Here is a 20,346-nt window from a genome sequence, read left to right on the forward strand (position 1 = left end):
GGGAGGGCGGCTACCCTCTCTCAGCGTTCCTTTCTGACCCATTCGGCAGCGAAAGTCATAAGACAAGCAATTCCAGGAAAAGTGTGAAACGGTTTTCCGTCCGGAATTGCGTCAAAACAAAAAAGATGGAGCGGTTCAGCGGTTCCGTGAAACGATGACCCGCTCCAGGCGGATTTGGTCGCACCCGCAAACGCTTAGCCGCTTCATTTCGTGCCGGCGCCCAGGCGAAAGCTAGTGGGTCAGTTTGAAATTGGCTTCGCAAACTTTATTGCGTGAGCGATAATCGTAGGATGGTTCATCGCCTTCTGCATCTGATCGTAGGTCGGACTGGCGATGCCCTTGTGTTTCCAATAGTTACGAGCCGCGCGCTCGATATCTTTGCTGTACCTAGCCATCTCTGCCGCCGCGACGTCATCCCTGCGGTCGTTGGCTTCCCTCGCGATGACGCAGACTGCGCGCTTACAGCGACTATCCTCGCAAGCCTCGGCAGTTGCCGGGCATTCAAAGTTACGCTGCACCCTGCATGCCTTTCTTATACGGGCCGCGAACCATCGGCCTCTCGGCTTCCTTTGCCTCGATAAGCGCGACGATATCCGCGATCTCCCAAAGCTTGCCAGTCACGCCAGCGGCCATCGCCGGTGTCATGCGCAGTGAAGCATGAATGCGGACAAAATTGTAATACATGAAGTGGAGAGCGACCGCGTTGGCGTGAGCCTCGACCTTCTTGGAAAAGCCATTGGTCAGGCGCGTGAAGCGGCGCATGTGCATCCGCATTGTCAGGTTCTGACGCTCGGCAAATGACGTGCTAACATGCTTGATGTCCGGGTCGCCTTCGATCCGTTCTTTGCGCGCACCAGTGCATTCGGCGGGGCTATAGCGGCCCTTGGCGCTGTCTGGCGAAGTGCCATAGAGCTTGATCAGCATGGCGTAGTCGATGTCGCCGCCGAAGGCACCTTCGACAGCCTCTAGATAAGCCCTGTGGCCATCGCTGGTCAGTTGGACGCGATTGGCGAGGCGGCGCGAAAGATCGTCCATGAAGCCCATCGCGTATTCGCTGTCACGCCCGCCGACCAGCCAAGACATGACAAGCTTGGTGTCGGCATCGATGGCCGTCCATGTCCATGTGTCGCCAGCGCCTTCCGGTGCAGCCTTGGCAGTCGCGACGTTCTTCTGCTTGGCGTAGGTGAACGACCAGATTTCATCGACCTGAATGCGCTTGCTGGTCAGGTTGCGAAGGGCTTGGTCCTGATATTCAGCACACACCGCGCCAGCATCCGAAAGGAGCTTGGCGACGGTGTTCTTGCTCATGCCCATGATGCGCGTGATTGCGCGGATCGATTGGCCCCCCACAAGCAGGTGAAGGATTTTAGAACGGGTGGCGGTGTCGAGCTTATTCATACTGACCATTATGCTTAACTGCGACTGCCTGTCAACAACATTATCACCCTTGGGGTGAAAACGTGATTGACGCACCCGTGAAAGGGGTTATATATGCTGAGTCCATGGAAGTGGCCTTCGATGATCAATCCCTGGATCAACTTGAAACGGACCCGAAATTTACAGGTGGGTTCGGCGATGCTTTGGTTAGCGCGTATCGCAGAGCGATCTTGCACATACGTGCTGCGTCGGACGAACGGACGCTCTACGCGAGACGTTCGTTTCGTTTCGAAAAGCTATCAGGCGATCGAGAAGGTCAGCATTCTATGCGGCTGAATGACCAATGGCGCCTGATCGTAAAAATAGCGGGAGATCATCCGCGCAAAACAATCAGGGTCATTGAAATCGTTGACTATCACTGAGGACATTTAACATGCCAACCCGTGTACCTGCTGAAGTTTTCCCGCCCGGCGAGTTCATCCGTGATGAACTGATCGCTCGCGGATGGACGCAGGGCGATCTTGCCGAAATCATGGGACGGCCTCTACAGCTCGTAAATGAGTTGGTGGCCGGGAAAAAGCAGATCACCCCTCAGACTGCGCTGGAACTGTCCAAGGCATTTGGTGACGACGACGCGCTATACTGGATGAACCTTGATAATATGTACCGCCTTTCAAAGGCGAAACCGGCAGACGAAGGAGTCAGCCGCCGCTCAACATTATATTCGTCATTTCCCGTCAGGGATCTTGTGAAAAGGAAGTGGATTGAGCCTTCAGACAATCTCGACGTAGTTGAGAGCCGAGTGTGTCGCTTCTACGGTGTCAAGAGCATCGAAGAGAAGCCGACATTTGCGCATGCAGCGAAGGCTGATCAGTATGATGCTCGAAGCCCATTGCAATGGGCTTGGCTATACCGTGCCTATCATTTGGCTCATGGCGTAAGCAGCGCCACATACTCAGAGCAAAAACTGCGATCCGCTGTTGCCAAGCTTCGTGAGTTGTTAGTTGCGCCGGAGGAAATCCGACAGGTGCCGCAAATACTGGCGTCAGCGGGAGTTAGGTTCGTTGTCGTGGAATTTTTGCCCGGATCAAAGATCGATGGGGCAGCATTTTGGATAGATGGAGTGCCCGTTATCGCAGTGTCGTTGCGGTTCGATAGAGTGAACAATTTCTGGTTCGTGCTACGGCACGAGATTGAACACATCTTAAATAAAGATGGCCTGTTGACGATTGATACCGAGATAACTGAATCGTTGCAGAGGAAGGATGCTCTTCCGAAAGAAGAGATGTTAGCGAATGACGCAGCTGCGGAATTTCTAATTCCAAAAGAGGAACTGAATAGCTTTATAATTCGCGTTCGTCCTCTTTATTCTGAGCAACGAATCCTTTTGTTCGCCAAGAGAATTGGCGTTCACCCTGGTCTGGTTGTAGGGCAGTTACAACACAGAGAAGAAATTCCATACACTCACTTCCATAAGTACCTTGTAAAAGTCAGGGAGATAATTGCGCAGACAGCACTAACAGACGGTTGGGGGACCGTTCCATCAATCCCAGGTCAGAACGGAGCCTGAAACCATGACCAAGTTCAATGAACAGTTGGTGAAGATTGTTGAAGACTATCGTTCGGCTGGCAACCCATGGCCCGCCGGGAAAGAGCAGATCGCCGAATGGGCGGTTGCCCATGAGAGATACCAGCTTACGCGCGGCATGGCGATCAACCAGTGCGCGGAAAAGATCGGTCGCGCCATGGGTTTGGAGCATGTCAAAGATAAGAAGGGGCGAAGTGTCCGAAAGTACTATGCAGCCCGTGTGCGTGAGAATGGGCAGTTGGTTATGAAGTGGGACGATTGGAATGCCGAAAAGCCGTTTATGGAGATGGCGGCAGCCAATCGCCGCAACCAGATACTTGGCCAGTGCTGGCAGTTGAAGAACGACTTGGACAGCTACAGTGAGCGTCTATGCCCAACTCAGCCTATCCAGATGGACTTCAACTTCAACGTGGACTTGGAGGAGTTGTCTCAATTGGATGACGCTGCCGCTGCCTAAGCGCCCTTCTTCCATCGCGCGGACGCAGCGGCCCGCGCGATTTCGGATCGCTGCTCTGGCGTAAGCGCCTTGGCTCGCGACGCACCACCTTTGAGACCGCCCTTGCGGGCGCTGGCGAGCGGCTTCTTATCTTCAGCCTCGCCAGTCGCCAGATCGACAATCGACTTTGCCAACTGGTTCGGGTCGCGCGGGCGTTTGGGGGCTTTAGGTCCAGATGCCATTAGCTTATCCCGAAAAATGCTGGGGCCACTTTCCTGCCCTGTGCATCTTCGATGGTAATGGGAAGATGGCCACGGGCAGTCTGATCCTTGAAATTCTCGACCACCTGCCAGTGCTCATCGCATAGGATCGGGTTTACAGAGCCGTCAGGATTCGTCGATTTAACATACCAGGGCACAGGCTTCTCCTCATGCATTCTGGCCAGCATATAGGAGGCCTGGCCGATATGTGAAATGCATATTGCATCCCGTCAAATTTCAAACTGACCCACTACCAGGCGAAAGCTCCGGTTAACCATTCGGCGTCAAACAATGTTGGATGGGAAATCGCTGGCAGCCGCGATTTCGGGGAGAGAGATCGGGCCGTGTTGAACAGTTTCCTGCTTTTTGCCGAAGCGGTTCTCTATTTCGGCATCATGGTCACGCTTTTCCGGTTCAGGGGCCGCATCGGCCTCGGCGTCTTTGTTTGCGCCCTTGGCGTCATGCATTTCCTGGAAACCTATCTCGCCAGCGTCTTCTACGTCGCGCTGCCGTTCGGCATGGTATCGCCGGGTTCGGCCGTGCTGTTTTCCGGCAAGCTGGTGATGCTTCTCCTGCTCTACATCAAGGAGGACGCGGCAACTGTCCGGCAGCCGATTTACGGCCTGCTGCTCGGCAATGCCCTGATGGTCGGGCTCGTGCTGATCCTGCGCCTGCACGACATCGCACTGCTGCCCGACGGCAAGCTTCCCGACATCGGCTTTATCGATGAGATGGGCTGGCTGATGGTGTGGGGCACGACACTGCTGTTCGTCGACGCCATCCTGATCATTCTGCTCTATGAAAAGCTCGGCAAATACCTGCGCAAGGCGCTTTTCACCCGCATCCTGGTCTCCGTCGCCTGCGTGCTCACCTTCGACCAGGCAGGCTTTTTCACGGCGCTGCATTTCGTCACCGGTGCGCCGGTCGCGGTGTTCTTCGGCGGCTGGTTCGCCAAGATGGCAGCGGCCCTGGTCTACAGCACCATGCTGGTCGCCTATATCAGGTGGTTCGAGGCGCGGCAGGTGCCGGCGCCGCGCGGGCTTTCCGACATTTTCGACACGCTGACCTATCGCGAGCGCTATGAGGCGCTGGTCGAGCATGTTGGTCGCGACGGCCTCACCGGCCTCCTGCACAGGGGGCGCTTCGACAGCGATGGCGAGGCCGCCGTCGCCGCCAGCCTGCGGACCGCCAGGCCGCTCAGCCTGCTGATTATCGATGTCGACCACTTCAAATCGATCAACGACCGCTTCGGCCACGCCGAGGGAGACAAGGTGCTGAAAGCCCTGGCGATTTTGCTTGGCGAACTTGTCGGGACCGAAGATCAATTGTTCAGGATCGGCGGTGAGGAATTCGCCATCCTCGGCTGGCGTCCGCAGCCGCTCGCCAGGCTGCTGGGTGAAACCGTCAGGCAAGCGGTCAAGACGTCCGCGAGCACCAGCCGGTTCGACATTACCGTCAGCGCCGGCATCTCGACGGTCAGCGAGACGACCCGTTGCCTTGCCGATCTCTTTGCGCTGGCCGACCAGCGTCTCTACAAGGCCAAATCCACGGGACGCGATCGCGTTGTCGGCGAACCGGGCGGCAACGAAGCAGACGCCCGCAACACATGGACCAGGCCGGAGCGCAGCGCCGGCGCGTAACGCTGCCCAGGCCTGCGATTGGCTCAATCAGGATTGTTTGCGCCGCTGCCATCCGCCGATCGCAACCGAAACCGCCATCAGCGCGATCGCCAGCCATTTCAACGCGGTAATAATCGGGCCGGCTTCGACATCGTAGGCAATGAACAGAAGAATGCCCGGCACCAGCAGGCCGCAGAGCACGAGCGTGATCCGGTTGATCTGCCATGACACTTTTGCCGCAAGCGCCTGGTCGCCGGGCACGGCGACAAGCGCGGCCCGCATTGCCTTCGGCGCCACCAGCGTGGTCGAAAGACGCAGCGAAATCGGCAGGCCGATGCCGATGATCAGGAAGGCGCATGCCGCCAGGAGCAGCGAAAACTTGAGCGCACTGGTTTCGGCCGGTACCGGGAACAGCAGCGCCGCCAGCGGCAGGAAGACACAGAACATCCCGAGCGCGGCGATGGCGATGAAGATCGCCGCGTTGACCAGCGTAAACAATTGGTAGGTGCCGCTGCCGACGGGTTTGGCGAGCGTGGTCATGCGCGCCCACTCCACCTCGGTGTAGGAAAAGCCCGGCCACTCCATATGGCCGTCGCGGATCGCCGTCATGCCCTTGGCCCAGAACGCCAGCCGCGCCAGCGCGCCGCCCGTCATACCACTCATCGCCACCCCCTGCGAATGATAACCCCGGGATCATACCATCCCCGGCGCAAAGCGACAGTCGCGTACGGCCTGTTTACTGGAACCCGACGGCATCGACCGCGCCCTTCGGGCAGCCGGCCTTGGCTGTCGGCGCCGAGGCAAGCAGCAGGGCACCGAGCGAAGCGTTCGAAGCGATCGGGCCGGTCAGGCCGAGCGTCAGTTCGCCGATCAGCCGCCTGCCGTTCGAAGGATCGACCACGCAGGACACGCGGACCCGGTCGCCCGCGCCTTTGCCGAAGGCACTGTCGAAGGTGCTGCGGATCTGATCGGATGTCAGTTGCTTGCCGACGTTCTTGATGAAGAGATCGCGCACCGGCGACGCATTCATCGCGCGCATCAGGTTCAAGGCGTCGGCGAAATACTCCTGCTGGCTCTTGCCGTAGCAGGTGCCGTGCTTGATCCACTCATGCCTTTCGAGGGCGGACGCGGTGCCCGGCATCACCTGGTCGAGTTCCGCTCGCGTTTTCGGGTCAAGGGTGACCGACGGCAAATCCCGCCAGTGTGCCGGATCGTCGTTCGCCTTGTCGCTTGCCGCGACCTGGCAATAGAAATTTCCGTTCGGCTGCGGCCACAATCCATGCAAGGTGAAGTGGGTCGCATCGAAACCGGCGGCGGTCTGCGCACGGCATTCGGCCTTGCTGGATTTGGTCTCACAAAAAGCCGGCTGCCAGCTCAGCGCGAAGACATATTCCGGCTTTCCGGACGCCGATGGCTTGTTCGGCTCGGCAGGCGCCGGTGCAGCCGGCATCGTCGACGCGCTGCCGCCCGAAACATGACCGCAGCTGATCTTGACCCAGCGGCGCTCCGGATCGGCGCCCGGCACGCGAATGAGGTAGTGCGTGGGCGCGTCCTTGTTGCCGGCCAGCAGATCATAATTCTGACCAGCCGCGGTCGAGACATTGCCGGGATTCTTGCCGCTCTTGATCGCCTGCGTTGCCGGACAGGCGGCATCGGCGACGAAAGAACCGGTCATCTTCACATCGGCCCGCGCCGCGCTTGCGCCAGCAAACGCAAGAAACACCGCCCGCCATATCGCCCAAATCCGCATTCCGGCACTCCTCGTGATTCACGCCGCAAGCTAGAAACTTGCGACATGTCAGAATTACGATTTCTTTCGCCGGCCGTAAAAACAATCGCCAGCGCATTGAGACGGCTCGCGCGTGGTCGATCAGGATCCGCCCGCCTCCACCCGTTCCGTCAGGGTGCGCAGCAGATCAAGCGAGGCTTTCAGCACGTCGGCGTCCATACCCTCCGAAACGCGGTTCGCCCAAACATGCTGGCGTGTGCCGATATTCTTGACCGCTGCCCGGCCGGCATCGGTTATCGACAACAGCTTGGCGCGGCGATGCGCCGGGTTGTCGGCGTAGGCGGCAAGCCCCTCCGCAGCCAGTATGTCGGCCAGCCGCTGTACACTCTGACGGGCGAGACCCATGTCGCGGGCGATGTCGGCCACAGATTTCGGCTCCTTCAAAACTGCACCCAAAACCTGCCAGCGCGCTGCCGTCAGCCCGGTTGGAGCGGCCAGCCGGTCGGCCGCATCCAGAAAACTGCCGTTCATCCTGAACACGGCAAGCACCAGTTCGGTGAGCACATTTGCCGCTTCGGTCCTGGTCGTCATTTCTGGCCGGCCTCGATGGTCGCGACGAAATTATTAACGGCTTCGGCTACGACCTCGGGCTTGTCAAGCATCACCCAATGGCCGCTGCCCGCCACGATCTGGCGCGGAATGTCCGTGCGCAGCCGGTAGAGCGCGGCTGGAGTGTCACTGGCCTCGGTAGCCAATACGAACATAGGCCCGCGATACGCATCGAGTGCCGGCTCCGGGTTCCATTCGGCCAGTGCCTTGCCGACACCTGCCCTCGCCGCCGGATCGACCACTGCCGCATCGGCCAGAACACGCTGGCGAACAACCGCGTTAGGGCCGGCAATCGACGTGTAATAGGCGTTCAGGACATCACGGCCTTGCGGACCGGCCAGATCGCGGACAAAGCCGTCACGAATCGCCTGCGGCAGCGCACGAGGATCGGTCGCCGGGTCGACGAGCAAGACACCGGCGACCCGGTCGGCATGGCTGGCGGCATAAGCGAGCGCCACGCCACCGCCGCCGCTGTGCGCGACAATGAGAAACCGCTTCAGGCCAAACGCGTCGGCCACGGCACCGACATCCATTGCACGACCGTCATAACCATAGTCACCGTCCTGCGCCGGCGCGGAGGCGCCATGACCGCGAAAATCGAAGGCTACCGCCTCGCGGCCTTCGACGGAGAGCTGCATCACCCGGTCCCAGTGGGAAGCGCGGCTGCAATCTCCATGCAGGAACATGATCGGCAGGCCATTGCCGGCGTTGATCCTATAAGTGGCAAGCTGGCCTTGCGGGCCTGGAACAGTGGACGTCATCATGGTCATCTCCCTGGTTTCCTGACTGAACGCAGCAATCCCTGACAACAGAGTGGCCGTCGTGAAGGCGAAGCCCGCCAGCAAGATTGCACGCCGCGAAATGGCCCCGGTGGTTTTCATAGTCTTACCCCCAATCTGCCGCTGACCATTTGACAGCATGCTGTCATGTAATCACATTGACAGCATGCTGTCAACTACCGTCGAATGGGTACCCTACGTCCCTTGACGTCGATCGCTGCGTCGCCCAACAGTCGCCGACGGGAGCGAGACATGCCATTTGACAAGCAGAGGATGCTGGCATCGCCGACCGGCGCCGAGCTCAACCTTTATGTGAAACACGCCATCGGCCAACCGCGCGCCATTGTCCAGGTCAATCACGGGTTGGCCGAGCACGCGGCGCGCTATGCCCGTTTCGCCGATTTCCTTGGCGAGCGCGGCTACCAGGTCTACGCGCACGACCACCGTGGCCACGGCGCCACCAAGGCGCCCGACGCGCCACCTGGCAGGTTCGCCGATGCGGATGGCGGTGCCAAGATCATCGCCGATGTCGCCGCCGTCCATGATCTCATCGCCAGGGAACAGCCGGGCCTGCCGGTCATCGTCTTCGGTCACTCCTTGGGCGCGTCGGTCGCGCTGAACTTTGTCCTCCGCCACTCGGCGCGCATCCATGCCGCCGCGATCTGGAACGGCAATTTCTCGGCCGGACTGCTCGGCCAAATCGCGCTGGCCATGCTTGGTTGGGAAAAGTTCCGGCTTGGCTCAGACGTGCCGTCGCGCCTGCTGCCCCGGCTGACGTTCCGGGCCTGGGGCAAGGCGGTGCCCAATCACCGGACGCCGTTCGACTGGCTGTCGCGCGATGCCGTTGAAGTCGAGAAATACATCGCCGACCCGCTTTGCGGCTGGGACGCATCGGTGTCGATGTGGCAGGACATCGTCATGATGACGCTGCATTGCGGCAGCGACCGCAATTTTTCCGGCGTGCGGCGCGACCTGTTCGTCAATCTGGTCGGAGGCGAGCAAGATCCGGCCTCGGACGGCGGCAAGGCGGTCAGGCATCTTGCCGGCCGGATGCACATGATGGGTTTTTCGAATCTCGTTTCAAAGGTTTACGCCAAAACCCGCCACGAAAGCCTGAACGAGGTCAACCGAGACATCATCATGGAGGATTTTGCCGCCTGGTCCGACCACGTGCTGAGGGCACAGTGATACTGGCCCATTGCAAGGGCCGTGACAGCGGCGCGCGGGATTGATAGAGGCTGCGCTTTCGATCAACCACGGTGATCCATGACTGAGCCTCCGCTCAAAGGCATCCGCGTCATCGAACTCGCACGCATCCTCGCCGGGCCATGGGCCGGACAGCTGCTTGCCGACCTCGGCGCCGACGTGATCAAGGTCGAGAGCCCGGACGGCGGCGACCACACCCGCAAATGGGGACCGCCCTTCGTCATCGGCCATGACGGCGAGAACCTTTCGGCCGCTTATTACCATTCCTGCAACCGCGGCAAGCGCTCCATCGCCATCGACTTCTCGACGCCCGAGGGTGCCGAGACGGTGCGCCGGCTGGTCGCGACATCGGACGTGCTGATCGAAAACTTCAAGGTCGGCGGACTGAAGAAATACGGTCTCGACTATGACAGTCTGAAGAAAATAAACCCGCGGCTGATCTATTGCTCGATCACCGGTTTTGGCCAGTCGGGACCGTACGCCCCGCGTGCCGGCTATGATTTCATCATCCAGGGCATGGCCGGCATGATGTCGATCACCGGCGAAGCCGGCCGCGAACCGCAAAAGGCGGGCGTCGCCATTTCAGATGTTTTCACCGGGCTTTATTCGGTCATCGCCATCCAGGCGGCGCTTCGCCATGCCGAGAAGACCGGCGAAGGCCAGCATATCGACATGGCGCTCTACGACACCCAGATCTCGACGCTCGGCAACCAGAACCTCAACTATCTCGTCTCCGGACAGTCGCCGGTGCAGATGGGCAATGCGCATATGAACATCGCGCCCTACGAAGTGGTGCCGGTGAAAAATGGCCACATCATCCTGGCGGTCGGCAATGATGGCCAGTTCGCAAAGTTCTGCGCTGCCGTCGGCCTCGACGAGCTGGCGTCGAACCCTGACTTCGCCACCAATCCCGCCCGCGTCGCCAACCGGGCAAAGCTGCGCGAGCATATGATCGAGGCGCTGAAAGCCTTCGATCGCGACCCGTTGCTGGCCAGACTTGAGACTGCCGGAGTGCCGGCCAGCCCGATCAACAACATCGGCCAGATGTTTGCCGACCCGCAGACCATCGCGCGCGGCATGCGGCTCGACCTCGATGACGGCCATGGCAATCTCTTGCCCTCGGTGCGGGCGCCGATGGTCATGTCCGGCACGCCGCTGGTCTATGAACGTCCGTCACCGCGTCTCGGCGAACACACCGAAGAAATCCTTGCCGAACTGGAGAGGTCAGGAAAATGAAGACCGGCGGACAACTCATCGTCGATGCGCTCGAAGCCAACGGAACGGACCGTATCTATTGCGTACCCGGCGAATCCTATCTGGCGGTGCTCGACGCGCTGCATGATTCACCGATCCGCACAATCGTCTGCCGCCAGGAGGGCGGTGCCGCAATGATGGCCGACTGCCATGGCCGCCTGACCGGCAGGCCCGGCATCTGCTTCGTCACCCGCGGCCCAGGCGCCACCAATGCCTCGGCCGGCATCCACATCGCGATGCAGGATTCAGTCCCCCTCATCCTGTTCATCGGCCAGGTCGCCAGCCACGCCAAGGGGCGCGAGGCCTTCCAGGAGGTCGACTACGTCAGATTCTTCGGCGATATCGCCAAATGGGTGGTCGAGATCGACGACGCCGCACGCATACCCGAATTCGTCACACGCGCCTTTGCGGTGGCGACGTCCGGTCGCCCGGGCCCGGTCGTCATCTCGCTGCCCGAAGACATGCTGACCAGCCTCGCGGAGGCACCGGACGCCCGGCATTATACCCCTGTTGAGACGCGGCCTGGCGAAGTCGAGCTCGACGCACTGGAACTGTTGCTCAACCAGGCAAAGCGGCCCTTCGTCATCCTCGGCGGTACGCGCTGGGACGCGCAGGCCGTTGCACGGATGCGGACGATAGCCGAAGCCTGGTCGCTGCCGGTCGGCTGCTCCTTCCGCCGCCAGATGCTGTTCGACCATCTCCACCCGAACTATGCCGGCGATGTCGGCATCGGCATCAATCCCAAGGTAGCAACCGCCATCAAGCAGGCCGACCTCGTGCTGCTGATCGGCGGCCGTATGGGCGAGATGCCGTCATCCGACTACACGCTGCTGAAGAGTCCCTACCCCGACCAGACGCTGGTCCATATCCATGCCGACGCCGGCGAACTCGGCCGCGTCTACCGGCCGGCGCTGGCGATCAATGCCTCGCCTGCCGCTTTCGTCGAAGCCTTTGCCGGACGCAAGCCGACCGCAACGCCGGTCTGGGCGGCTGAGGCAGCGAAGCTGCACGCCGCCTATCTCGACTGGTCGACGCCTCCGGAGAGCGGCCCCGGCGCCGTCCAGATGGGGCCGATCATGAATTATCTCGAAACGATGCTGCCGGACGACGCCATCCTCACCAACGGCGCCGGCAACTACGCCACCTGGGTGCATCGCTACCATCGCTTCCGGCGTTTCGGCACGCAGGCAGCACCCACATCCGGCTCGATGGGCTACGGCACGCCGGCGGCGGTCGCCGCCAAGCAGCTTTTCCCCGACCGCGACGTGATCGCGTTCGCCGGCGACGGCTGTTTCCTGATGAACGGCCAGGAATTCGCCACCGCCGTGCAATACGGGCTGCCGATCATCGTCATCGTCGTCAACAATGGCATCTACGGCACCATCCGCATGCATCAGGAGCGCGAATATCCCGGCCGTGTCGTCGCCACGGACTTGAAGAATCCCGACTTTGCTGCTTTGGCCCGTGCCTATGGCGGCCATGGCGAGACGGTGGAAAAGACCGCCGACTTCGAGGCGGCCTTCGAGCGAGCGCGGGCCAGCGGCAAGCCGTCGATCGTAGAGATCCGGCTCGACCCTGAAGCCATCACGCCGACCCGCACGATGTCCCAGATTCGCGACAAGGCCTGACAAAACAGGATGATTGCCCTGTTTTGTCGTCGTGATCTGCCTATTTGGCCTTCTCGATCTGGCCGCGGATCTCGCCGTCCGCATGGGCCGCGGTGTGGATGTTGACGTAATATTTGCCAGCCTCAAGATCGGTGGCCTGGGCATCGGTCAATGTCGCCGAACCCTTGATCGGGCTCTTCAGCTTGCCTTCGAACGGCACCACCGGATCGGCGTTTTGACCCTTTGCCGCCGGGCCGTGAATGTGTGCGGCCTTCGCCGGCCCGCTGAGGCCGGAATATCTCACGGTCCAGCTGAGTTTCTTGGTGGCGGTGTTGAACCTGAGCGTGGCGGTGCCCTTGCCCTTCGTGGTGACGGGCGGGTTCTGCTGAGCACCATCGAGCGCCGCCGTCATCCTTATGGTTTCGGCCAAGGCCGGTGAAGCAGAGAAGATGGCTGCAGAAATGGCCAGCGCCGAAAGCATCGGCGTGAAGGACTGGATGCGCATGGAAACCTCCGTTGTGACACCCTTGAGGCGGATGCACCGGCACAACGATTTTGCGAGCGGATGTTTCCGCCGGTAACGTTTATTTTACCTCCCACTAAAAAGGGGCGGTCGCCCGCCCCTTTTCCGCTACAAGCCAGTTTGACAGCCCTATTTGATGGCCTTGTCGGTGATCGCCGTCGTGTAGGCGCCGGTAGGCTCCTTGCTGATGATCTTCTGGTCGAGCAGCGCCTTGGCGGTGCGCTCGTAGGTCGCCGGATCGAGCTTGCCATCGGCATTGTCGATCAGCTTGGCGACTTCGCCCATCATGCGCTTCTGGTGATTCTCGTCCTGGCCTCCATTGTCCATGACGATGCCGGCCGCTTCGTCGGAATGGTCGACGGCGTATTTCCAACCCTTCATCGAAGCGCGCACGAAACGCACCATCTTGTCCTCGAAGGCCGGATCCTTGAGCTTGTCCTCCAGGGCATAGAGCCCGTCTTCGAGCAGATCGTTGCCCATGGCGGAATAGTTGAAGACGGTCAGCTCTTCCGGCTTATAGCCGGCGTCGATGAGCTGCCAGTACTCGTTATAGGTCATGACCGAAATGCAATCCGCCTGCTTCTGGATCAGCGGCTGCACGTCAAAGCTCTGCTTGAGCACGGTGACGCCGTCCGGCCCGCCATCGGTCTTGAGGCCAAGCTTGTTCATCCAGGCATAGAACGGATACTCGTTGCCGAAGAACCAGACGCCGAGCGTGTGGCCCTTGAAGTCGGCTTCCGTCTTGACCGGCCCGTCCTTCGGGCAGACCAGCTCCATGCCGGCCTTCTTGAATGGCTGGGCGATGTTGACCAGCGGCACGCCCTTCTCGCGCGCAGCCAGCGCACCGCCCATCCAATCGACGATGACGTCGGCGCCGCCGCCGGCGATGACCTGCTCGGGCGCAATGTCCGGGCCGCCGGGCTTGATGTCGACGTCGAGGCCCTCGGCTTCATAGAAGCCCTTGGCCTTGGCGACATAATAGCCGGCGAACTGTGCCTGGGTGACCCATTTCAGCTGCAGCGTCACCTTGTCCGCGGCCATCGCCTGGAACGCGGCAAGCGACATCGCGCCGGCCAGCATCGAAACAACAAGTCTTTTCATGTTTTTACCCTCTGAAGTTAGCGCCCTAAACCCACCGCCCCTATCCACCACGGACAGAGGGATGCCAAAACGTGACTGCTCTCTCGAAAAGAGCGACCACGCCATAAAAGACCGAACCCGCAAGTGCTGCAACTGCGATTTCCGCCCACACCATGTCGATGTTCATCCGCCCGACTTCCGTCGAAATGCGGAATCCCATGCCGACCACCGGCGTGCCGAAGAACTCGGCGACGATGGCGCCGATCAGCGCCAGCGTCGAATTGATCTTCAACGCATTGAAGATGAAGGGTGCCGCCGCCGGCAGCCGCAGCTTGAACAGCGTCTGCCAGTAGCTCGAGGCATAGGTGCGCATCAGGTCGCGCTCCATATGGCCGGAGGCGGCAAGCCCGGCGACGGTGTTCACCAGCATCGGGAAGAAGGTCATGATGATGACCACCGCTGCCTTCGACTGCCAGTCGAAGCCGAACCACATGACCATGATCGGCGCGACGCCGATGATCGGCAGCGCCGACACCATATTGCCGATCGGCAAGAGCCCGCGCCGCAGGAACGGCACGCGGTCGGCGGCGATGGCAACAAGGAAGCCGGCGCTGCTCCCCACCACATAGCCGAAGATAACCGCCTTGAAGATGGTCTGCCTGATATCGGCCCCCAGCACCGGCAGCGAGCCGACGATGCGTGCACCGATGGCGCTTGGCGGCGGCAACAGGATGAAGGGAATGCCGGCACCACGCGTCACCGCCTCCCAGATGATCAGGATCCAGGCGCCGAAGATGGCCGGAATGATCAGGCGCAGGGCGGTTGACGCCCAGCGCGACGTCGGGCGAAACGACGACAAGACCGTTACGCAGCGCCAGGCCAAAAACCACGCCGCGACGAGCAGCAGATAGAAGGATGCGCGAGCGCTGCCCTCATTGCCGGTTATGCCGGCGAGCAGCATCCACGCTGCGCCATTCGCGCCAAGGAACAGCAACACCACCCCGATCATCGGTGGAAAGTTGTCGGCCTCGATTGCCACGAGCAGCAAAATGAAAATCAAAACCGCAGTTGCCATGCCGTAACCGGGCGTAGCGCTGACGAGCGGCCAAAGAAGCAGCGCGCCGGCAAGCAGGACAAGCGCTGCATACCCCTGCCAGGATCGAGGCGTGATTGAGGAAAGGTTCAGGATGGAGCTCATGCCGGCCTCCCGCCCATGGCGCGGTCGACAAGGCGCCCGGCGATGCCGACGACCATCACCAGCAGCGCCGCGACCACCGACCCGGCAACCAGAGCCGACCAGATGTCGATGGTCTGGCTGTAGTAGGCGCCGGCGAGCAATTTGGCGCCGATGCCGGCGCCGGCGCCGGGCGGCAACTCGCCGACGATGGCGCCGACCAGGCTGGCGGCCACCGCCACCTTCATCGAGGTAAACAGGAACGGCACCGAAGCCGGCACCCGCAATTTCCAGAAGGTCTGCGAGGCACTGGCATTATAGGTGTGCATCAGGTCGAGATGGGTAAGCTCGGGCGAGCGCAGTCCCTTCACCATGCCGACTGCCACCGGAAAGAACGACAGATAGGTCGAGATCAGCGCCTTCGGGATAAGCCCGGTGATGCCGATCGCCGCCAGCACGACGATGATCATCGGCGCCACCGCCAGGATCGGAATGGTCTGCGAGGCGATGATCCACGGCATCAGACTGCGGTCGAGCGTCGCCACATGCACGATGCCGACGGCGATGACGATGCCGAGCGCCGTGCCGAAAGCAAAGCCGAGCAGCGTCGACGACAGCGTCACCCACGCATTGTAGACAAGGCTGCGGTTCGAGGTGATGCTGCGCAGAAAGGTGTTTTCGAAAAAATTCACCGCCACCTGATGCGGCGCCGGCAGCGTCGGCTTCGGCTGTACCAGCGTCTTGCCGATGAATTCCACAATACCCGGTGTCTGATTGGCGCGGCGGTCGAGATCGCGCTGGAACGGCGTGTTGAGGATGACGGCCATGACGTACCAGACGACGACAACGCCCAGGAGGATCGAGGTCACCGGAACGATCTTGTCGCGAAACGAGTCCATCTAGCAGGCCTCGCCGGGTAAGCGCCCTCCTCTCCCCAACGGGGAGAGGGTGACTGGAGCGAAGCGGAGGCCGGGTGAGGGTGACCGCGCTTTTGTCATCCTAGGGCGGAACCGCCGCGAAGCGGCGTGCGTATCGGGAGCGCCCCACCACGCTTTCGTCATCCTAGGGCGAAGCAAGGAGCGCAGCGACGCGGCGCAGACCCTAGGATCCATGCCGTAACCTCCCCGCTCCGCAACGGTGCTGAAAATGGCTCCCTCCACACCGCTCTGGCCGGCGAATATTCTGAACCGCTTGCGCCTTTCGGCTAATGTCACGGCATGGATCCTAGGGTCTGCGCAGGCCGCTTCGCGGCTGCTCCGCCCTAGGATGACGAAGGCATGGGCGGCCCCGCTAGCCCCAACGGGGAGAGGAGGGAGTTCATCCCGCTCAATCATCATAGCTGTGCCCTGCCCTCAGCCCGTCGCGCACGCGTGCCGCGATGGCCAGGAACTCCGGCGTCTCGCGGATATCGAGCGGTCGCTTTTTCGGCAGCGTCGATTCTATGACGTCGCTGACACGCCCCGGGCGCGGCGACATGACGATGATGCGCGTCGACAGATAGACCGCCTCGGGGATCGAATGGGTGACGAAGCAGATAGTCTTGTTGGTGCGCTCCCAAAGCTCCAGCAGCTGTTCGTTGAGGTGATCGCGCACGATCTCGTCCAGCGCGCCGAACGGCTCGTCCATCAACAAAAGGTCGGCGTCGAAGGCGAGCGCCCGCGCGATCGAGGCGCGCTGCTGCATGCCGCCCGAAAGCTGCCAGGGGTATTTCTTCTCGAAGCCGCTGAGATTGACAAGGTCGAGGGTTCGCTTGATGCGCGCCGCCTGCTCCGCTCTGGACAGGCCCATGATCTCCAGCGGCAGTGCCACATTGCGCTGGATGGTGCGCCACGGATAAAGTGCGGCCGCCTGGAAGACATAGCCATAGGCGCGGCTCTGGCGCGCCTGCTCGGGCGTCATGCCGTTGACGGAGATGGCTCCCGATGTCGGCTTCTCCAGATCGGCGATGACGCGCAGCAAGGTCGTCTTGCCGCAGCCGGAGGGCCCGATGAAGGACACGAATTCCCCCTTGCCGATCGTCAGGTCGACATTCGACAGCGCCTGTACCGGACCATCATTGGTCTGGAAGGTCAGGCCAAGCTTGCTTGCCGAAACAACGGCTGGGGATACTCCCGTCATCGGCCGTAGCCTGTCGCTTCCGGCCACTGCGGCGCCGGCCGGAATCCCATTGATTTTACCCAGATGTTGCTTTCCACTCGCCCAGTCCTACTCGCCCCAGTTCTATGCGCCCCAGTTCCACGCGCCCTTGTCCCATCAGATAGACGCCCGGAGTTGCCCCGATGTCGCCCAAACCGACTTGCCATCTTATCCGCCCTGAAAGCTCTTATGAAGGCAAGCAGGGCCTGAGTTATTTCGCCGGTATCGCCGCCGAAACAGTCGGCTCGTCCGGCATCTGCATGCATCTGCTGACCATGCCGCCGGGTGCCCGCGCCAAGGCGCATATGCACGAAAACCATGAAACCGCGATCTATGTGCTCTCCGGCGAAGTCCATACCTGGTATGGCGACCGGCTCGAACAGCATATCGTGGTCAAGGCCGGCGATCTTTTCTATATTCCCCCCGGCGTGCCGCATCTGCCGGCCAATCTGAGCGACGGCCCCGCCTCGGCGGTCATTGCCCGAACCGATCCCAACGAACAGGAAAGCGTCGTCCTGCTGCCGGAACTGGATGGGTTGGTCGCCTGACGCCGGCATCGAGGCGGCGGTCGTCATCGGCACCGTCACGAACATGATTTCAGCGGCCCGATCTCCTCAAGGCCGGGAATGGTCACGAAGAAACCGTCCCCTCCTCTGTTGATGACCTTGACGACATCCGTGGTCGTGCCCTTCTCGCCCTCGGCGAAACAGGTGGAGCTCAACAACAGGGTGCCAGGCGCCGTCGTCAGTCGCTGTGCGAACTGGCAGCCGCTGCCATAGGTTTCGACGCCGTCGGCGGTCAGCACGACATAATCGTCGCTGTCCTGATAACCGAGCCGTACACCAGCGCAACCGACCTCATTGCCAAAGGAGCCGGCAAGGACGTCAGCCGCCGCCGGCCCGGCGCCAAGGATCACTGCGGCCATTGAGATAATCGCTCCGTGGCTCGCCAAGCTCAAACGCCCGTCGCCGGAATGCCCGTCCGTTCCACCTTGCGCGGCGCGGAAATTTCCTTCCACGTCGACAGCGCCCGGTTGACCGCCGCGTTCGGCTCGCGAGCGACGAACTCGCCATGGCCGGGCTTCGCCTTGACCTCGTTTTCCTCGATCGACAGTTCGCCGCGCGAGAAGACGAAGCGCGGCAGGCCGGTTACCTCAAAACCTTCGAAGACATTGTAGTCGATCACCGACTGCTGCTTCTTGGCCGTGATCTTCTTCTTGCGCTTCGGGTCCCAGACGATGATGTCGGCGTCCGCGCCTTCGACGATGGCGCCCTTCTTCGGATACATGTTGAGGATCTTGGCGATGTTGGTCGAGGTCACCGCGACGAACTCGTTCATCGTCAGCCGGCCGGTGTTGACGCCGGTCGTCCACAGCACCGGCAAACGATCCTCGAGCCCGCCCGTGCCGTTCGGGATCTTGGTGAAGTCGCCGACGCCGTTGCGCTTCTGTTTGGTGGTGAAGGCACAATGGTCGGTCGCCACCACTTGCAGCGACCCGGCCTGCAGGCCGGCCCACAGCGAATCCTGGTGCAGTTTGTTGCGGAAGGGCGGGCTCATCACCCGGCGCGCCGCATGGTCCCAGTCCTTGTTGAAATATTCGCTCTCGTCCAGCGTCAGGTGCTGGATCAGCGGCTCGCCGAATACCCGCATGCCTTTCTGGCGCGCCCGGCGGATGGCTTCGTGCGCCTGCTCGCAGGAGACATGCACGACGTAGAGCGGCACGCCGGCCATGTCGGCGATCATGATGGCGCGGTTGGTCGCCTCGCCTTCGACTTCAGGCGGGCGCGAATAGGCGTGCCCCTCCGGGCCGCTGTTGCCCGCCGCCAGCAGCTTCTGCGACAGCGCCGCGACCACGTCGCCATTCTCGGCATGGACCAGCGGCAGCGCGCCAAGATCGGCACAGCGCTGGAACGACGAATAGAGCTCGTCGTCATCGACCATCAGCGCGCCCTTGTAGGCCATGAAATGCTTGAACGAGGTAATGCCCCTGTCGACGACGGTGGCCATCTCGTCGAACACCTGCTTGCCCCACCAGGTGATCGCCATGTGGAAGGAATAGTCGCAGGACGCCTTCGAGGTCTTGTTGTCCCACATCTGCAGGGCCTCGAGCAGTGATTGCTGCGGCGCCGGCAGGCAGAAATCGACGACCATGGTCGTGCCGCCGGCAAGGGCCGCGCGGGTACCGGATTCGAAGTCGTCGGCCGAATAGGTGCCCATGAACGGCATTTCGAGATGGGTATGCGGGTCGATGCCGCCCGGCATCACATAGCAGCCGCTGGCGTCGAACTCATGGTCGCCATGCAAATCCGAGCCGATGCCGATGATCTTGCCGTGCTTGAACAGCACATCGGCCTTCCACGTCCGGTCGGCGGTGACGATGGTGCCATTCTTGATGACTTTGGACATTTTCTTGTTCCCTTATTCTCTTCGCGCTTCTTGTGAGCGCCTTGCTTGATCAGGTCGGTTCAGCGTCGAGGAACCCTGAACGGCCTCTACATGACTCCAACTTCCCGCAATATCTCCTCGACGCAACCATCGAAGGAATTTGCCAAGTCTCCAGTCGAAAACCTGAGCACACGATAGCCCTGTCGGCCAAACCATGCATCACGTATGCGGTCCTTCTCCATTTGCTCCGGCATAAAGTGATGCTCTCCATCCACCTCGATGACGAGGTTCTTCTCGTGCAGAACGAAGTCCGCAATATAAGGCCCAATCGGCGCCTGCTTCCTTGCATGTAACCCGTAGAGGCGACGGAACTCCTTCAGCTCGGACCAGAGCTTACGCTCGCCCTCTGTCATGTTCCGGCGCAACATTCTTGCACGTTTGATGGCGGCTGGATCGATCGCGGTCGGTGCCAAGACGAGTACCCCCACCCTCAATTCCTCCCCACAAAGGGGAGGGAGGCTTGGTGCCGCGCTGTCACAGCTGAACCCATCAAAGCTTTCGCCATAGAAAAAGACGTCGGCATT

At 61.2% G+C, this 20,346-nt stretch carries 22 protein-coding genes; 8 read left to right on the plus strand and 14 right to left on the minus strand.

Annotated elements, in window-relative coordinates:
• Window positions 1-507: 507 nt before the first annotated feature.
• Window positions 508-1,398 (minus strand): IS1 family transposase, encoded by an 891-nt coding sequence (locus tag NKI72_RS29170; protein ID WP_352851548.1) that lies wholly within the window; start codon window positions 1,396-1,398, stop codon window positions 508-510.
• 62 nt (window positions 1,399-1,460) lie between these two features.
• Here NKI72_RS29170 and NKI72_RS29175 point away from each other — a divergent pair, with 62 nt between their 5' ends.
• Genes NKI72_RS29175 through NKI72_RS29185 form a run of 3 tightly spaced genes read left to right on the plus strand, consistent with a single transcriptional unit; the run spans window position 1,461 to window position 3,422 of the window.
• Window positions 1,461-1,799, plus strand: coding sequence for a type II toxin-antitoxin system RelE/ParE family toxin (locus NKI72_RS29175; protein ID WP_352851527.1), 339 nt, complete (start codon window positions 1,461-1,463; stop codon window positions 1,797-1,799).
• Between the two features lie 11 nt (window positions 1,800-1,810).
• Window positions 1,811-2,947 (plus strand): helix-turn-helix domain-containing protein, encoded by a 1,137-nt coding sequence (locus NKI72_RS29180; RefSeq protein ID WP_352851528.1) that lies wholly within the window; start codon window positions 1,811-1,813, stop codon window positions 2,945-2,947.
• Between the two features lie 4 nt (window positions 2,948-2,951).
• Entirely contained in the window at window positions 2,952-3,422 is a 471-nt protein-coding gene (locus NKI72_RS29185) for a hypothetical protein (RefSeq protein WP_352851529.1), read from the plus strand.
• Here the strand turns inward: NKI72_RS29185 and NKI72_RS29190 are convergent.
• On the minus strand, window positions 3,419-3,643 hold the full coding sequence (locus NKI72_RS29190; protein ID WP_352851530.1) for a histone H1: 225 nt from the start codon (window positions 3,641-3,643) through the stop codon (window positions 3,419-3,421). The genes NKI72_RS29185 and NKI72_RS29190 overlap by 4 nt on opposite strands.
• Before the next feature lie 362 nt (window positions 3,644-4,005).
• Here NKI72_RS29190 and NKI72_RS29195 point away from each other — a divergent pair, with 362 nt between their 5' ends.
• Entirely contained in the window at window positions 4,006-5,301 is a 1,296-nt protein-coding gene (locus tag NKI72_RS29195) for a GGDEF domain-containing protein (protein WP_352851532.1), read from the plus strand.
• A gap of 27 nt (window positions 5,302-5,328) precedes the next feature.
• Here the strand turns inward: NKI72_RS29195 and NKI72_RS29200 are convergent, their stop codons facing one another.
• The 4 genes from NKI72_RS29200 to NKI72_RS29215 all read right to left on the minus strand — a co-directional run bounded on the left by NKI72_RS29200 (window position 5,329) and on the right by NKI72_RS29215 (window position 8,382).
• Window positions 5,329-5,943, minus strand: coding sequence for a hypothetical protein (locus NKI72_RS29200; RefSeq protein WP_352851534.1), 615 nt, complete (start codon window positions 5,941-5,943; stop codon window positions 5,329-5,331).
• A gap of 73 nt (window positions 5,944-6,016) precedes the next feature.
• Window positions 6,017-7,030, minus strand: a complete 1,014-nt coding sequence (locus tag NKI72_RS29205) for a ribonuclease T2 family protein (protein WP_352851535.1) — start codon at window positions 7,028-7,030, stop codon at window positions 6,017-6,019.
• 120 nt (window positions 7,031-7,150) lie between these two features.
• Window positions 7,151-7,600: a MarR family winged helix-turn-helix transcriptional regulator gene (locus tag NKI72_RS29210; RefSeq protein WP_352681842.1), complete on the minus strand. Its 450-nt coding sequence runs from the start codon at window positions 7,598-7,600 to the stop codon at window positions 7,151-7,153.
• A complete protein-coding gene (locus NKI72_RS29215; protein ID WP_352539492.1) occupies window positions 7,597-8,382 on the minus strand; it encodes an alpha/beta fold hydrolase in 786 nt (261 codons plus the stop codon). The genes NKI72_RS29210 and NKI72_RS29215 overlap by 4 nt, the downstream gene beginning before the upstream one ends.
• Window positions 8,383-8,649: 267 nt before the next feature.
• Here NKI72_RS29215 and NKI72_RS29220 point away from each other — a divergent pair, with 267 nt between their 5' ends.
• The 3 genes from NKI72_RS29220 to NKI72_RS29230 all read left to right on the plus strand — a co-directional run bounded on the left by NKI72_RS29220 (window position 8,650) and on the right by NKI72_RS29230 (window position 12,485).
• The gene (locus NKI72_RS29220) at window positions 8,650-9,585 is read left to right on the plus strand and encodes an alpha/beta fold hydrolase (protein WP_352851536.1); all 936 of its coding nucleotides are present in this window, start codon (window positions 8,650-8,652) and stop codon (window positions 9,583-9,585) included.
• Window positions 9,586-9,663: 78 nt separating this feature from the next.
• Window positions 9,664-10,839 (plus strand): CaiB/BaiF CoA transferase family protein, encoded by a 1,176-nt coding sequence (locus NKI72_RS29225; protein WP_352851537.1) that lies wholly within the window; start codon window positions 9,664-9,666, stop codon window positions 10,837-10,839.
• A complete protein-coding gene (locus NKI72_RS29230) occupies window positions 10,836-12,485 on the plus strand; it encodes a thiamine pyrophosphate-binding protein (protein ID WP_352851538.1) in 1,650 nt (549 codons plus the stop codon). The genes NKI72_RS29225 and NKI72_RS29230 overlap by 4 nt, the downstream gene beginning before the upstream one ends.
• A 40-nt stretch (window positions 12,486-12,525) precedes the next feature.
• Here NKI72_RS29230 and NKI72_RS29235 read toward each other — a convergent pair whose 3' ends face one another.
• From NKI72_RS29235 to NKI72_RS29255, 5 genes are all read right to left on the minus strand, one after another.
• Window positions 12,526-12,969, minus strand: a complete 444-nt coding sequence (locus tag NKI72_RS29235; protein ID WP_352851539.1) for a CHRD domain-containing protein — start codon at window positions 12,967-12,969, stop codon at window positions 12,526-12,528.
• A gap of 147 nt (window positions 12,970-13,116) precedes the next feature.
• A complete protein-coding gene (locus tag NKI72_RS29240) occupies window positions 13,117-14,088 on the minus strand; it encodes an ABC transporter substrate-binding protein (RefSeq protein ID WP_352471510.1) in 972 nt (323 codons plus the stop codon).
• 40 nt (window positions 14,089-14,128) lie between these two features.
• The gene (locus tag NKI72_RS29245) at window positions 14,129-15,265 is read right to left on the minus strand and encodes an ABC transporter permease (RefSeq protein WP_352851540.1); all 1,137 of its coding nucleotides are present in this window, start codon (window positions 15,263-15,265) and stop codon (window positions 14,129-14,131) included.
• Window positions 15,262-16,140 (minus strand): ABC transporter permease, encoded by an 879-nt coding sequence (locus NKI72_RS29250; RefSeq protein WP_352851541.1) that lies wholly within the window; start codon window positions 16,138-16,140, stop codon window positions 15,262-15,264. The genes NKI72_RS29245 and NKI72_RS29250 overlap by 4 nt, the downstream gene beginning before the upstream one ends.
• A gap of 427 nt (window positions 16,141-16,567) precedes the next feature.
• Window positions 16,568-17,359 carry an ABC transporter ATP-binding protein gene (locus tag NKI72_RS29255; protein WP_352471507.1) on the minus strand — a complete coding sequence of 264 codons (792 nt, stop codon included), beginning with the start codon at window positions 17,357-17,359 and terminating at the stop codon, window positions 16,568-16,570.
• A 161-nt stretch (window positions 17,360-17,520) separates the two neighbouring features.
• Here NKI72_RS29255 and NKI72_RS29260 point away from each other — a divergent pair, with 161 nt between their 5' ends.
• A complete protein-coding gene (locus NKI72_RS29260) occupies window positions 17,521-17,925 on the plus strand; it encodes a cupin domain-containing protein (RefSeq protein ID WP_023675871.1) in 405 nt (134 codons plus the stop codon).
• Between the two features lie 35 nt (window positions 17,926-17,960).
• On the opposite strand, the gene NKI72_RS29265 is transcribed toward NKI72_RS29260, so the two are convergent.
• From NKI72_RS29265 to NKI72_RS29275, 3 genes are all read right to left on the minus strand, one after another.
• Window positions 17,961-18,302 carry a hypothetical protein gene (locus NKI72_RS29265; RefSeq protein ID WP_352471506.1) on the minus strand — a complete coding sequence of 114 codons (342 nt, stop codon included), beginning with the start codon at window positions 18,300-18,302 and terminating at the stop codon, window positions 17,961-17,963.
• A 29-nt stretch (window positions 18,303-18,331) separates the two neighbouring features.
• Window positions 18,332-19,783, minus strand: coding sequence for a dihydropyrimidinase (gene hydA, locus NKI72_RS29270; protein WP_352851542.1), 1,452 nt, complete (start codon window positions 19,781-19,783; stop codon window positions 18,332-18,334).
• Between the two features lie 86 nt (window positions 19,784-19,869).
• Complete coding sequence (locus NKI72_RS29275) at window positions 19,870-20,250, minus strand: endonuclease domain-containing protein (RefSeq protein WP_352453399.1); 381 nt, start codon at window positions 20,248-20,250, stop codon at window positions 19,870-19,872.
• Window positions 20,251-20,346: the final 96 nt, after the last annotated feature.

Source organism: Mesorhizobium sp. M0437 (assembly GCF_040321335.1).
Lineage (GTDB): Bacteria > Pseudomonadota > Alphaproteobacteria > Rhizobiales > Rhizobiaceae > Mesorhizobium.